The organism is Aeromonas sp. ASNIH4 (assembly GCF_002934425.1).
GTDB classification, from domain to species: Bacteria; Pseudomonadota; Gammaproteobacteria; order Enterobacterales; family Aeromonadaceae; genus Aeromonas; species Aeromonas hydrophila.
On the sequence record NZ_CP026217.1, the window covers coordinates 2,579,779 to 2,593,368 of the forward strand.

The window sequence follows — 13,590 nt, forward strand, 5'->3', positions numbered from 1 at the left end:
CCTCCATGCCATGGCAAAGTCGCCAACAATCACATTAAAAATCAGTCAATTACGATTCAATCTCGTTGAACCTGACAAATCTGCTGCAATCCATTGCGCAAGACAGGGCAAGTTTCCCGGCAAACCTTGCCTTGCCAGTCAAACTCACCACATCTTGCGCAATTTTTTGCTCAGGGCGGTATTTTCAGCTACCAGAAGCGCCCTGTTGCAGCTGATAGAGGCGGATGCTGAGCGCTTTCAGATCATTTTCCAGGCTTTTGAGCTCGACAGCCGTGATGGGCTCCTGGGAGGCTTTTCTCGCCTCCAGTTCACCGAGGCGCAGACTGAACGGGATGTTCTGCATCAGGTTCTTTTGCACTTCATAGAGCTGGGATTTGAGGTAGGAGATGGTCACCGTCTTGCGCTGGCGCTCCAGCTCCAGCAGCTGATCGAGCAGGGCATCCACCCCGGCGCGGGCATCCAGGTAGGTGGGCACGCTGATTACATCCCCCTGCTGGCCGCCAAGCTGTGCCTGCCACTGCTTGTCCAGCGCCTTGACCGCCAGCGAGTCGGGATAGAGCATCAAGAGCGAGTTGCGCAGCCCTTCGCCGTAGCGATACCAGTAGAGCGGCGACGTCTGCTCGAGCCGGGTCAACTGGTTCTGGTAGCGGGCCACCAGATCGCTCTCCATGTTCTGCAGGGTCTGCTCCCCCAGCACGATGCGCGCCTGGCGAATGTCGTCATAGCTGAGGGCTCGAGGCAGCTCGGCGGCCGGCTGCACCAGACGCTGGGCCGCCACGGTTTTCTCCTGCTGATGCTGCTGCCAACCCAGCCAGCCCATCACCGGCAGGGCGCAGCTGAGTAGGCCGCAACCAAACCAGAACCAGGCCGGACGCTGCCGGCGGTGCTGCTCTATCTTGAGCACGGTGGGCTTGACCTGCCCCTTCTCGCGCCCCACCAAAATGCTGCCCTGGGGCAGGTGCGGGGTCGATGCCGAGACCGTGCTGCCGTGATCACTTTCCATGTCTGACTTGAAGAACACCATGGGCGGGATCTGCAGATCCTCCTTGAGGCCCGGCTCGTCGGAGACGATGACGATTTCGGTCTCGTCAAAGAGGTGGGTATATCCCTCGATGAAGTGCACCAGATTCTCGACCCGGGGAATGCGGCTCAGATCCGCGTTGTGCAGCTTCTCGCTGATGAGTTGCAGCGCCCGCTCGCAGCGATAGATCAGCCGCTTGTCCTCGTGGCTGATCTGGTACTGGCGAATGACGTCGCTGATACGGGCGATGAACCAGTCGAGCATCTCGATGCGGGCCCGCTCCTGATGGACCGGCGGCCAGAAGCTCTCCCACTGGGTGACGATGAGGTTGGCGAGAAACTCGCACCCTTCGGTAAAACCGCTGAGCCCCTGCAGGCGCGAACGCGCCAGGGTGAAGTAGATGGCGGTCTGCAGATCCACCCCGTGTTTTTCGAAGATAAGGCTGGCAAGCTGATGGATCCGCTGCCAGTCCACTTCGGGGCGCGAAGCGTGGCTGAGCTTGTTGATCTCGGCCCGCAGCGCCTCGTACTCCGGCAACATCCTGGGGTCTCGCCCCACTTTCAGGGCCTGCTGACCTTGTTGATTCTGTGACATATGAACTTCCAACGCAGGAAGGGGGCACTGCGTGCCCCCGACGCGATCAAGAGAGGGATTCGGGCAGTCTGAACTGGCTGAACAGGCCGCCGGTGAAGGGGTTTTGCGCGCTGTCGGTATAGACGCGATAGGTCATGGCCCCCTGATCCACCGGGAAGCGCACATCGAAGGTGGCGTCATTGACCTGGGTCAGCTCCCCCTTGTCCATCAGGCGGAACATGGCCCAGGGGCCGACGAAGCCTTCACTGCGCGGTGAACGCTCGCGGGCGGCCGGCACCAGGGTGATCTTGCTCTCGGCCCCGTCGCGCATGGTGTTGGGCCACACCAGCGGGATCTTGGTACGACGGCCATGGGCGTATTCCAGCAGCTGGCCATCCAGGTTCAGCACGCTGCGCCGCTTGTTGGCGGTGAGCTCGATGGGCTCGAGGGCAAACTGCACCTCCAGGTTGCCCTGCTGACTGAAGAAGATCTGACGGATGCGGGCCGCACGGTCCAGCTGCTTGACCAGCTCGGCCTGGATGGGCGAGCTGAACTCCCCTTCCATCAGGCCGCTCTCCACCATGGGTTTGAGGTTGACCTGATAGAAGCTGTCCAGCGTCCCGTTAGGCGCGAAGAAGCGCTCCATCTCGGAGAGGGGCACGTCCTTGTTCGAGCTCGGATCAAACGGATAACGACCGGCCAGCTGGCTGTTGAAGGGGGCCAGCACCTTGTCCTGCCACTCCTGGTTGAGGGAGGACATGGCCAGGTCGATCACCAGCCGCGAGCTCTGCTCGGAGAGCTGACCCACCCAGCGATCGAGCGGGGCCGGCAGACTGCGGGCATATTGCTGCAGGGCGAACACCGGATCGGCGTACTTGTTGGTCATGCGCAGCTGCACCGCTTTCAAGGCGGACTGGCCCGGCTCGGTGGCGTTGACGATGAGCTCCAGGTAGTGCTGCAGCTCCACCAGCTTCTGGTTGACCTCCTGAATGAGCGGTCCCTGCTCACCACGTCCAGCCAATACTCCATTAGTGGCCATAAAGGGACGACCGATGCGGGCACTGATGGCCTGGGCCGGGTCCCCTTCCACATCGGAGATCTTGCGAATGCGGGTGTTGTCATCCAGCGAGGCCAGTACCCGCTGGAACGGCTGATCGTTGCCGGTGATGGCGGCGAGCACGTCCAGCGCCTGCTCCGGGCTCTCCAGGGTCTGCACGTCCAGATTGGTCAGCAGTTTTTGCCACTGGTTGACGTAATCGGTGACGTAACGATCGTTGACCTGACGGGTGATCTCCTTGCGATCCGCCTCGCTCAGCTGGCTCAGCTTGCGCTGGCCCAGCACCCAGGCATCCATCGCGGTGAGATCGATGAGCGCCTTGTCTTGCTTGAGGAAGAAGTCGTTGAAACCGGGCCAGGTGAGCAGCCGCGGCACCTGGCCGGCGTTGTCGCTGCGTAGGGCAAACACGGTGTCGAAGGTGGGGCCCACCTCGTCACGCACGTTGAGATCCGGCGGCAATACATCACCCGCCTTCACCACCAGATTCTGGTAGACCCGCTGATACATGGGCAGCTTGCCGAGCTCGCGCTGGGCACCGTAAACCGGCTCCTTGAACGGCACGAAGGCGGTGATGGCGGCCTGATCCCGCTCGGCCCTGGCGCCATACCAATTGGTGTGGTCGAGGGCATAGTCCAGGTGCCCCATCAGTTGTTCCTGCACCGCACCCTGCCCCGGGAAGGCCTTCTGCCAGCGGCTCGCCATGTACTGCGCCACCAGCTCCTTGTTGCGACCGGACGCATCGTCCAGCATCCGCATCACCCGCAGGATGGCGAGCTTCTCCTCGCTGCCGGCAGGCGCCTGGTTGAGATCCGCCAGCAATCCCTGCATCTGGGCTGGTAAAAAGCGCAGGCTCAGCAGTTGCAGGTAGGAGCCCTCCACATAAGGACCGATCTCGTCCCCCTGATAGAGGCCGAGGTCGGCCACCAGCGGCATCCGCTCACGGTAGTTGCCAAAGGAGAGGGTCGCCTCGCGAATGAGGTTCAGCCTAGGCAGCTGGCTCACCCCGAAGGCGTGGGCATCGGCCACCTCGTTGGTCTCCATGAAAGCCTGGGCCTTGGTCAATACGTTGCGGCCCGCCTCCTCGTTGACCCGGTAGAAGTAGTGCCAGCCACCGATGAGGGCGGCCGAGAAGAGTGACAGACAGCTGAGGCCGATAGCCATGCGGCGCCGGCGATAGAGGGTGTGCAGCCGGTTTTCGCCGGCCAGATGGGCCTCCGGGAAGATGATGGAGGAGAACAGCTGGCGCACGAAATAGGTGTTGGACTCCCCGCGCAGGGCCGAGTGGATGGGCTCTGGCAGGTTGTAGCGGCGGGAGGCCGCCTGGGCAAACGCATCGAACGGCACCCCTTGCTGATAGACGGAGCTGACATAGACCCCGCGTACCAGCAGCGGCTTGCTCTCCTCGATGGCCAGGGTCTCGGCCAGCAGGCTGGTCACGTAATCCTTGAGGCCCGCCAGCTGGCGCACGAACGAGAACAGCGCGTTGCGCTGGGCGGCATCGAGCCGGCTCAGCATCAGCTCGGGCAGATTCTGGTTGAGGTTGTCCACCCACTGATCCCAGAACAGGGCCAGATCCTGCTGCCAGTCGGCACCCGGCTTGAAGGTCACCCCCAGCACGGCCTCGCGGGCCTCCTTGTCGAGCTGCTGGTAGATCACCTCAAAGCCGCGCAGCAGATCGAGCTTGGTGAAGGTGACATAGAGCGGCAACCGGGTATTCATGGTGGCTGACACCTCCTGCAGGCGTGAGCGCATCAGCTGGGCATAGGCCTTGCGTTCGGCCACGCTGGCGTGGGAGAGCCAGGCCAGATCCACGGTCAGCACCAGGCCGTTGAGGGGCTGGCGACGACGATGTTCATTGAGCCAGCCAAGCAGGTGCAGCCAGAGCCGCTCATGCTTGCGCGCTTGCGGATCCAGTTCGGCTTCGCTCTGGGAGAGCAGCACCCCGGCGGGATCCAGCATCACTGCCTGTTCCCCCAACCAGCAATCCACCAGCTGATCCTGCGCCACGTCGCGCAGCTCGGTATCGAGTCTCGGGTTGAGCTTGTTGGCCGGGTTGGCGCGGTGAATGAGACTGCTCTTGCCGCTGCCGGGCAGGCCCAGCACCAGATACCAGGGCATGGCGTAGAGCGCCCCCTTGCCCAGATGGGTATTCAACGCCTGCAGCCAGCGATCGAGGAACAGCGCTTGCCTGTCGATGAGCCCCTTGACCGGGTCCTGCTCCAGCACCACCTCGTGCTGACGCTCGGCCTTGAGCTGTTGCATCTTGCGCCACACCCGCCAGGAGACCACTCCCAGCAGCAACCAGAGCCAGAGCAGGGTGAACACCACCCGCCCCCACAGCGGCTCGAACGGCTTGGCGCCGCGCACCTCGAGACGAGGCCCCAGCCACCACAATAGGATGAGAGCCAGCACCCAGAGCACAGCACCGAGCAGGGGCCAGGAGGGTTTCAATTTCGGCAGCTGTTGCCGCAGAAAAGTAAAAATGGTTTTGAACATAAAATGTGATCCAACTCCGACTCAATGACTCATTTCGGCATTCATTTCGACAACGGCGCCGCCAGGCTCTCCAGGCGGTTGACCAGCCCGGGCTCCCAGTGCGACAACCCGAGGCGACTGGCCTCTTGCCACAAGTGTTGATAGTGCTGGCGCGCAAGCGCCTCCATGCCTTCCTGCGCCAACAGCTCCGCCTGCACCAGCAAGGCGTGGAAGCGATCTCTTGGCTCTTTCAACTGCGCAATCCGCTCATCGAGCAGGGCGAGCGCCGCCGCGACCCCCTGCTCGCCGTGGCGCTGGGCGACCTCCTCGGCCAGCCCAGCTTCGCCACTGCCCGCACCGCCACCCTTGGCCGGTTGCAGCCAGCGGCTGCACTCGGGGGAGAGAAACGGCGAGCCATCGCTGAAGGCGAGTTCCCGCAGGGCCGGCAGGCGCTGCAGAAAAGTGCCGAGCTCCTCGGCGATCGCCTGGGCCACAGCCCCAAAGCCGAGCTTCTGGGCCACCTCGGCCGAGAGCCTGTGCCCTTCGAACCAGTAAGGTGCCAGGGTCAGGCTCTGTTCGATGCGCTGCCAGAGCCCCTGATCAGGGCTGTTCATGGCTGCGCGGTACTCATCCACCATGTCCGCCGACATGGGCGCCAGCGGGGTTTTATTGCCCGCCCCACTCATGGGGACCGCCGTGATCCCGGCCCAGACAGCGTGACGGCGCAGTCGATAGCCCACCGCCGCCTCGGGCTGACGCTCGATCAGGAGCTCAGCCACCTTGAGCTGGGTCTGGCGCCAGGCGCGATCGTTGGAACTGTCGACGTCGACGGCGGCACTGCCGCCACCGCCGCTGAGCACCATGGCGCCGGCACTGCTGGCAGTAGAGGCCACCGAGGCCGGGGAGCCCGCTGCCGCCGCGCCGCTGCTCTGGGGCTGCCCTGCCGCATTGGCCTCGGCCTGTGCCACCTGCTGGCGCTGGGCCCGTTTCAGCCCCATCACCAACGGGTCGAGCAGTTCCCCCTTGTCGGGACACTGCGCCAGCCAGACCCGCTCCAGCTGCTCGGCCTGGACCAGCAACTGGGCCAGCTCGGCTGCCGAGGCGCTCTCGCAAATGCGCGGCAGGGCCCCTTCGAAGCGCTTGACGATCTGCACCATCAGCCGCTGTTTCTGGCTGGCATTGCCGGGCCAGGCCAGCAGCCAGTAAGCCTGGATCCAGGCCTCCAGCAGGCTGATCGCCGCCCCCAGCGGGGTCGCCTTGGCCGGGTGCTGCAGGCAGCGCAACAGCTGGGCCAGCACCCGCATGTCCTTGGTGCGGCTCTCCAGCAAGCCGAGGCAAGCCTCGGCCACCGCATTGAGATCGACCTGGCTGTGAGCGAGGGATCCCAGCTTGACCAGCTCGGTCTCCACGTAGTCCCAGCGCGGCTCGTCGGCCAGCACGGCGCCTTTTATCTGATCATCCGGCAGGCTGGTGAGCAGGCGTGCACACCAGGGGTGTTGATAGCTCATCGCCCCTCCTACCAGCGGCACTGCTGACGCAGCGGTGCCAGCGCCTCTTTCAGGCCGCTCAGGTCGACCCGCAAGAGGGCGCCGTTGTCGGCCCGCACCTGCAGCTCGCGATGGCCCTGCCAGCGCTTGAGCTCCTCAATGGCGGGCAGACCGCGGCCATATTCCAGCAGCAGACCCTGATCCCGGATAAACCAGCTCTGGGATCCGGCACTCGGCTGACCATCCAGCTCGACCTGCACTTTCTCGCCGATCCAGGGAGAGTCCAGCCGCAGCCGGATATGGGTGATGCTGTCGACGCAACCGATGGCCAGGGTCGCCCCACGCAGTGCCGGGCGGGTCAGGGTTTCACTGCCACTGCCGGCGTCACTTTGCAGCAGGAAGGGCGCACTCTCTGGCGTGCGGGCCTGCTCCTGGGCCCAGATGGCCTGCCAGGCCGCCGACTTGGGGGCGGCCCCTTCGGCGGCACTGGCCGCGCCATTGCCGATGGCGTCGTAGCAGGCGAGCCGCACCAGCGGCGAGGGTTCCTGCCGGCAGGCCTGCCAGCGCGCCATGTCCAGCGGGACCTCGGCCGCACTGGTGGCCAGCAGCAGCGGTAACAAGCCGAGGATGCTCATCAGTTCACCTCCAGTTTCTGGCACTTGTGATCCAGGGTGCGCTTGGGAATGTTGAGGCTCTCGGCCACCAGCATCCGATTGCCCTGGAAGTGGCGCAGCCGCGCCTCGATGACGGAAGCCTCATACTGCTGCATGGCCCGGCGCAGATCGCGGATGTGGTTGTAGTCGTCCATGGTGCCGGGCAACTCGACGCAGACCCGCTCGCGCAGCTCCGGCGGCAGCGCCTCCAGCCCCACCTCCTCCCCGTGACGGGTATGGGCACAGGCCACCTCCAACAGGTTGCGCAGCTCGCGCACGTTGCCGGGGAAGTCATAGGTCTGCAGCTGTTTCAAGAACTTGCGCTGCAAGCCGGCAAGCGTCTTGCCATCCTGGGCGGCAAACTGGGCCATGAAGTGCTGGCAGAGCAGCGGCACGTCATCCATGTGCTCGCGCAAGGGGGCGATCAGCAGCAGGCACTGACAGAGACGGTGGTAGAGGTCGGCCCGAAACTGCCCCTCCTCCACATGGCGGGTGAGCGGCTGATGGGTGGCGGCGATGAGGCGAAAATCGGAGTGATACTCCTGCTCGGCCCCGAGCGGCCGGTAACTGCGGGTTTCCAGCACCCGCAGCAGCTTGGCCTGCATGGCGGCGGGCATGTCCCCCACCTCGTCCAGAAACAGGGTGCCGCCGTTGGCCTGGGCCACCAGCCCGGTCTTGTTGGCAAGGGCGCCGGAGAAGGCCCCCTTCTGATAACCAAACAGCTCGCTCTCGATGAGGTTCTCCGGGATGGCGGCGCAGTTGATGGCAACAAAGGGCTTGTTGGCGCGATCGGAGCACTGGTGCACCAGCCGTGCCACTACCTCCTTGCCGCTGCCGGTCTCCCCTTGGATCAGCACGGTCAGCTTGTGCTGGCCGGCCTGATTGATCTGCTCGCGCAGCCCGCGGATCACCGCCGACTGGCCGACCAGCTGATCGCCGAGCAGCTTCTCATGCTGGCGCAGCCGCTCCCCCTCCCCCTTCATCTGGCGCAGGGAGTCACGCAGTACCCCCTGATCCCGCCGACTGCGACCAAGATCGCGAATGAGGGTGAGCTGGTTGCAAAAGACCTGGGAGAGCTGGGCCAGCTCGGGGCCGTCGGCCCAGGCCCGCAACACCTCCCCTTCATCCATCAGGGCCAGCACGGCAAACGGCTTGCCGTTGCCATCCAGCAGCGGATACGCGTGCAGCCCGCACTGCTGGCCAAGGTTGGCCAGCAGTGCGCGAAAACCGGCGTGCTCGATGCGGGCACCGCCGTAGAGGGAGTCCCAGGTGCGGGACTGGGCCTTGTGCAGCACATAGGCAAGCGGGTGGGAAAAATCGTCCACCACCAGTCCCAGCGCCACTTCCTTCCCCCTTACCCAGCCTTGGCACTCCAGCTGACGGCCGCTCACATCCAGCATGCCGAGCAGCAGCCCCCTGGGCTGGAAACTGGCATGGACGGTCGAGCTCCACCAGTGGCACAGGTGCGGCTCATCGCGCTGGGCGGTGAGGGCCAGGGCAAATACGAGGGCTTGCTCCATACTCAAGCCCCCACCTCGGCCACAAACTGGTGATCGGCCACGGAAAAGTGGACGCGCTTGATGGGTTCACCGGCCGAGAGGCGCTGCAGCAGTTGCAGGGAGACCGGCGGCAGCAGGGCACCGTCGATGACGGATTCGAGCATGCGGGCACCGTTCTCGCTGCGATTGGCCCGCAGCAGGATCTCCTCGGCCACCTCGTCGTCCAGCACCACCTCGGCGCCGAAGCGCTCCTTGAGCAGCTTGACCAGCCGGTTGAGCTTGCCGCCCACGATCTGCACTAGCGTGTCGTGACCCAGCGGCAGATAGGGGATCACCTCCATGCGCGCCAGCAGCGCCGGCTTGAAGAAGGCGGCGAGCTCCGGATAGAGGGCATCCAGCAGCACGTCGGGCTGCTCGGCGTGATCGACGATGGTCTGGAACCCGAGGTTGGAAGTGAGGAAGAAGACCACGTTCTTGCAGTCGATGATGCGCCCTTCCCCGTCCGCCAGCTCGCCCTTGTCGAACGCCTGATAGAAGAGGTTCAGCACATCCGGGTGGGCCTTCTCCACCTCGTCCAGCAGCACCACGGAGTAGGGCTTCTGACGGATCGCCTCGGTCAGCACGCCCCCCTCACCGAAACCGACGTAGCCGGGCGGCGAGCCGATCAGACGGGAGACGGTGTGCTTCTCCTGATACTCGGACATGTTGATGGTGGTCAGATACTGGCGGCCACCGAACATCAGCTCGGCGATCTGCAGCACGGTTTCGGTCTTGCCGACCCCGCTCGGCCCCACCAGCAGGAAGGCCCCGAGCGGGCGGCCGGGACGACGCAGGTCGGCGCGGGCGGTGAGCAGGTGCTTGTGCAGATGAGCCACCGCCACATCCTGCCCCTTGATGAGCTCGCCGAGGTACTCCGGCAGGCGGGTCACCACGTCCAGCTCCCCCTGGGAGATGCGATTTAGGGGTACCCCGGTCCACTCGGCGATGACGGCGGCAATCTGGGTCTTGTCGACGTGGGCGGAGACCAGCACTTCTCCCTGCTGCAACTCGGCCAGCTCGCGCTCGAGGGTAGCCAGCTGCTCGGCAGCGGCTTGCGGATCGAGCGGCGCATCGGCCAGATCCAGCGCCTCTCTGGCCAACATCTCATCCTGCTGATCGGCCAGCAGGGCTGCGCGCAGCTCGACAATCTGATGCACCAGCCCCTGCTGTTGCTGCCACCGGGCCTCCTGCTCGGCCAGCTCTTCACGGCAAGCCTGCTGGGCCGTCTGCAACTCGGCCAGGCGCTCTGCGTTGTCACCAAGACCGATCAGGCTCTGGCGCTCCAGCTGGCGGATCTCCAGCTCGCGCTGGCGCAGCGCGTTTTGCAGGTGGCTGACCGCGCGCGGCGGGGTGGTGAGGTTGATGGCCACCCGGGCACAGGCGGTATCGAGCACGTCAATAGCCTTGTCCGGCAACTGACGACCTGAGATGTAACGGGCGGAGAGCTGGGCGGCGGCCTGCAGCGCCTCCTCGTCGATCAGCACTCCGTGGGCCTTCTCGTAGATGCTGCGCAGGCCGCGCAGGATCACGGTGGCCTCGTCGGCATCGGGTTCACCGACTTTCACCAGCTGGAAGCGGCGCGACAGGGCCGCGTCTTTTTCCACGTATTTCTTGTACTCGCCCCAGGTGGTGGCGGCGATGGTGCGCAGCTCGCCCCGGGCCAGCGCCGGCTTGATGAGGTTGGAAACATCCAGCCCGCCGGCCTGGTTGCCGGCCCCGATCAGGGTGTGCGCCTCATCGATGAACAGGATGACAGGCTGCACGGCGTCCTTGACCTCCTGCATCACCCCCTTGAAGCGCTTCTCGAACTCCCCCTTGACCGAGGCGCCGGCCTGCATGGCACCGAGATCCAGGGTCATCAGCTCGACCCCGCGCAGCTTCTCGGGCACCTGACCCGCTACCATGCGCAGGGCCAGCCCCTCGATGAGGGCGCTCTTGCCGACCCCGGCCTCCCCCACCACGATGGGGTTGTTCTTGCGACGACGGGAGAGGATGTCGATCATCAGGTCGATTTCGTGATCCCGGCAGAGCACGGGATCCAGGCTGCCCTGGCGGGCCTGTTCGGTCACGTTGACGGTAAAGCGGGCCAGCAGGCTGGCATCGGCCGGCAGGGCGGCCTGTGCCGTCTTGCCGCCGGGGGCTATGGTCACTTGCGTCTCGGCAGACTCCTTGACCCACTCGTCGAACTGCTGGCGCAGCAGCTCGCGATTGACCTTGGCGAGCAAACGAGTCACCGAACCCGGCAGGTAGCGCTGGGGGGTCATCAGCAGCACCAGCAGCATGACGCCGCTGCGCAGCTGGGCATGTTGCAGCTCGGCGGAGGCGAGCAGCCAGCTGTCTTGCAGCCACTCCACCAGCATGGGCGAGAAGGAGGGGTAACCCTGGCCATAGCCGTTGTCGGCAGCGGACGGTTGCAGCAGGGTCTTGAGCTCTTCCACCTCCACTTCGGCCACCTTCAGGATCTGGCGCACGTCGCTCAGCGGGGTCTCCAGCATCTTGAGCAGCAAATGCTCGATGCGGATCTCGGCTCCCTGGTGATTGACGCAGAGGGCCGCAGCCTCTTCCAGCATGTGACGGCAGATGGGGTTGAGTCTTTCCACCAGTACCGGTAGCTCTATACGAATCAAGGCGTGCTCTCCTTAAGTATTTATTTTAATAATTCGCCCAGTTGACGCAGCACGTCCTGGGTCTGGTTATTGAGTTGGTGGTGATAGAGGCCAAAGATCAGCGCCAGGATCAGCGCGCCACCCATGAACAGGCTGCGCAGAGATACCTGCTTGCGCAGCTGATAGCGGGAGGCCTGCTGCCCCAGATCGAGGTGAAACACGCTGGGCGCCTCGCCGCCGGCCTCGGGGGCCAACTGCTTGTGCAGCTGGCGCACGATGCGCTCGAACTCCCCTTGTCCCTTGCTCATCACCTTGTAACGCCCCTCGAAACCGAGGCACAGACAGAGGTAGATGAACTCCAGAATGTCGCGATAACGCACCGGGTCTTCCTGCAGGCGGGCCAGCAGCACGAACACCTTCTCGCCGCCCCAGGTCTCGTTGTGAAAGCGGGTCAGCAGGGAGTGCTCGGACCATTCGCTCTGACTGCCCCAGTCGCGGCCCATCACGGCCTCGTCGATGAAGGTGCAGAGGATGTAGCGAAACGACAGCACCACCCCGTTCTCGTAGCCCTGGGCCATCAGCTCCTGTTCGATGGCCTGGATCTCGGTCACCACCCGCTGGTAGAGCTCGGGCACCCGGTCGTAGCGCGACAGCAGGCGTACCCGCTGCACCAACCCCAGCAAGGGGGTCACCGCATCGATCATCGGGTTGATGCTCTGGCCGCGCAGGCGGAACCAGTAATCCGAATCCATGTCCAGCTGCTCGGCATGATCGAACAGCAGGTCGCTGAGTTGCTCGTTCTTGATAATGTCCGTGGTCATCTCTGCTTATTCCTTGGTGCGATCACTGGCTGCGAATGGCCCAGAGCTGCATGTCGAGCTCGGGGAAGTCGCCGGCGATGTGGAAGGCAAGGGTGTTGCCCACCGCCAGCATCTGCCAGGCCGGGCTCTGCCGGTCGAGCTGGAAGTAGCTGTAACCGGCGTGATAGGGCAGCTGGCGCGGCGCCACCGGCAGCGGCAGCAGCGGAATGCCGGGCAGCTGCAGGCTGATGAGCTCGCGGATCTTGTCGCTGGAAGCCACCTTGGTCTGCTGCAGCAACTGCTTGCGCAGCTGCTCCTGCGGCATGCGGGCTCGCACCGCCAGCACGAAGTCGGCGCTGGTCATCAGCTCGCTCTCGTTCACCATGGCCACCATGATGCCGTACTGGTGCTTGCGCAGCTGGATGGAGACGGCTCGCGGCGACAGCACGGTGCTGAGCGCCTGGCGCAGGGCCAGCATCACCGGCTCGAAGCTCACCTGCTGATCGTCGTGGCGATAGGCGGGGAACTCGGGTGGCAGGCGAGACTCGTCGGTAAAGGTCATCAGCTCGCCGCACAGCTGCACCAGCGCCTCGTGCAGCCGCTCGGGGTGCAGGGTGCCAAGGCGCGCCAGATGGGAGAGCTGGGGCTGGGCCCGGTTGAGCAACTGCAGCATCATGAACTCGGCCACGTCGGCCACCCCCTGCTGACCCGGCGCGGCGATGCGCTGGGAGAGGCTGCGGGCCCGCTCGGCCACGAGGCCGGCCGACTCGCCGAGGAAACGCTTGAGGGTCGGGATGGCGGAGACGCTGATGCTGCAGGGCATGAAGTTGGGATCCAGCACCAGGCCGCCGTCCGGACGCTTGTCCAGAATGCGGGCGATGGCGAGTGACGCGTAGGCGCTGCGATCCTCGCGCTCCAGCATCAGGCGCAGGCTGACCCGCCCCACTTCGAGGGAGACCACGTCCCCCCCTTCGCTGTGCAAGTCGCGCACGTCGTGGCGATGGGCCTGCAACCGGGTGGCCACCTGGCCGCCCTGATTGACCTCGTTGACACCGCTCACCGAGAGCGGCAGCGCCAGAAAGACCTTCTGGTTCGCCACCGAGGCGTCGGTGACTTCCAGCGGGGTCGGCAGCACGTCGTCATTGGGGATGTTGAACACGGTCCCGTCCGGCAGGATGCCGGTGGCCCCCACCAGGGCGATGCGACCAAAGCCCAAGTAGTCCTCGTTGATGGCGAGCGACTGCAAGCCATAGAAATAGTCTGACAGCGCGCTCAGGCGAGCGTGCAGCGCGTAATCCGAATGTCTTTGTTGTTGCTGGAAGTGCTGGGGCTTGATGAACAGCCCCTCACGCCAGATAACCCGATTTCGACTCGACATGG

The 13,590-nt window shown here is 64.7% G+C and carries 8 protein-coding genes; all 8 read right to left on the bottom strand.

The features are described from left to right. Positions 1–184 precede the first annotated feature (184 nt). From C2U40_RS11820 to tssK, 8 genes are read right to left on the bottom strand one after another with little or no spacing between them, the layout of a single operon-like run. Positions 185–1,615: a VasL domain-containing protein gene (locus C2U40_RS11820; protein ID WP_103827144.1), complete on the bottom strand. Its 1,431-nt coding sequence runs from the start codon at positions 1,613–1,615 to the stop codon at positions 185–187. Between the two features lie 46 nt (positions 1,616–1,661). Then, complete coding sequence (gene tssM, locus C2U40_RS11825; protein WP_103827145.1) at positions 1,662–5,147, bottom strand: type VI secretion system membrane subunit TssM; 3,486 nt, start codon at positions 5,145–5,147, stop codon at positions 1,662–1,664. A 41-nt stretch (positions 5,148–5,188) separates the two neighbouring features. Next, positions 5,189–6,634 carry a type VI secretion system protein TssA gene (gene tssA, locus C2U40_RS11830; RefSeq protein WP_103827146.1) on the bottom strand — a complete coding sequence of 482 codons (1,446 nt, stop codon included), beginning with the start codon at positions 6,632–6,634 and terminating at the stop codon, positions 5,189–5,191. Positions 6,635–6,642: 8 nt separating this feature from the next. Next, on the bottom strand, positions 6,643–7,248 hold the full coding sequence (vasI, locus tag C2U40_RS11835; RefSeq protein WP_103827147.1) for a type VI secretion system-associated protein VasI: 606 nt from the start codon (positions 7,246–7,248) through the stop codon (positions 6,643–6,645). After that, positions 7,248–8,786, bottom strand: coding sequence for a sigma-54-dependent transcriptional regulator VasH (gene vasH / locus C2U40_RS11840; protein WP_103827148.1), 1,539 nt, complete (start codon positions 8,784–8,786; stop codon positions 7,248–7,250). Before vasH ends, vasI begins: the two co-directional genes overlap by 1 nt. 2 nt (positions 8,787–8,788) lie before the next feature. Continuing rightward, positions 8,789–11,431 (bottom strand): type VI secretion system ATPase TssH, encoded by a 2,643-nt coding sequence (gene tssH, locus C2U40_RS11845; protein ID WP_103827149.1) that lies wholly within the window; start codon positions 11,429–11,431, stop codon positions 8,789–8,791. Between the two features lie 20 nt (positions 11,432–11,451). Beyond that, entirely contained in the window at positions 11,452–12,231 is a 780-nt protein-coding gene (gene icmH / locus C2U40_RS11850; RefSeq protein ID WP_010634228.1) for a type IVB secretion system protein IcmH/DotU, read from the bottom strand. Positions 12,232–12,253: 22 nt separating this feature from the next. Next, the gene (tssK, locus tag C2U40_RS11855; protein ID WP_103827150.1) at positions 12,254–13,588 is read right to left on the bottom strand and encodes a type VI secretion system baseplate subunit TssK; all 1,335 of its coding nucleotides are present in this window, start codon (positions 13,586–13,588) and stop codon (positions 12,254–12,256) included. Between the last annotated feature and the right edge of the window lie 2 nt (positions 13,589–13,590).

What these genes read in the sequence shown, in the direction of transcription:
- C2U40_RS11820 (WP_103827144.1), bottom strand. Translation starts at nt 1,615, where the DNA reads ATGTCACAGAATCAACAAGGTCAGCAGGCCCTGAAAGTGGGGCGAGAC.
- tssM (WP_103827145.1), bottom strand. Translation starts at nt 5,147, where the DNA reads ATGTTCAAAACCATTTTTACTTTTCTGCGGCAACAGCTGCCGAAATTG.
- tssA (WP_103827146.1), bottom strand. Translation starts at nt 6,634, where the DNA reads ATGAGCTATCAACACCCCTGGTGTGCACGCCTGCTCACCAGCCTGCCG.
- vasI (WP_103827147.1), bottom strand. Translation starts at nt 7,248, where the DNA reads ATGAGCATCCTCGGCTTGTTACCGCTGCTGCTGGCCACCAGTGCGGCC.
- vasH (WP_103827148.1), bottom strand. Translation starts at nt 8,786, where the DNA reads ATGGAGCAAGCCCTCGTATTTGCCCTGGCCCTCACCGCCCAGCGCGAT.
- icmH (WP_010634228.1), bottom strand. Translation starts at nt 12,231, where the DNA reads ATGACCACGGACATTATCAAGAACGAGCAACTCAGCGACCTGCTGTTC.
- tssK (WP_103827150.1), bottom strand. Translation starts at nt 13,588, where the DNA reads ATGTCGAGTCGAAATCGGGTTATCTGGCGTGAGGGGCTGTTCATCAAG.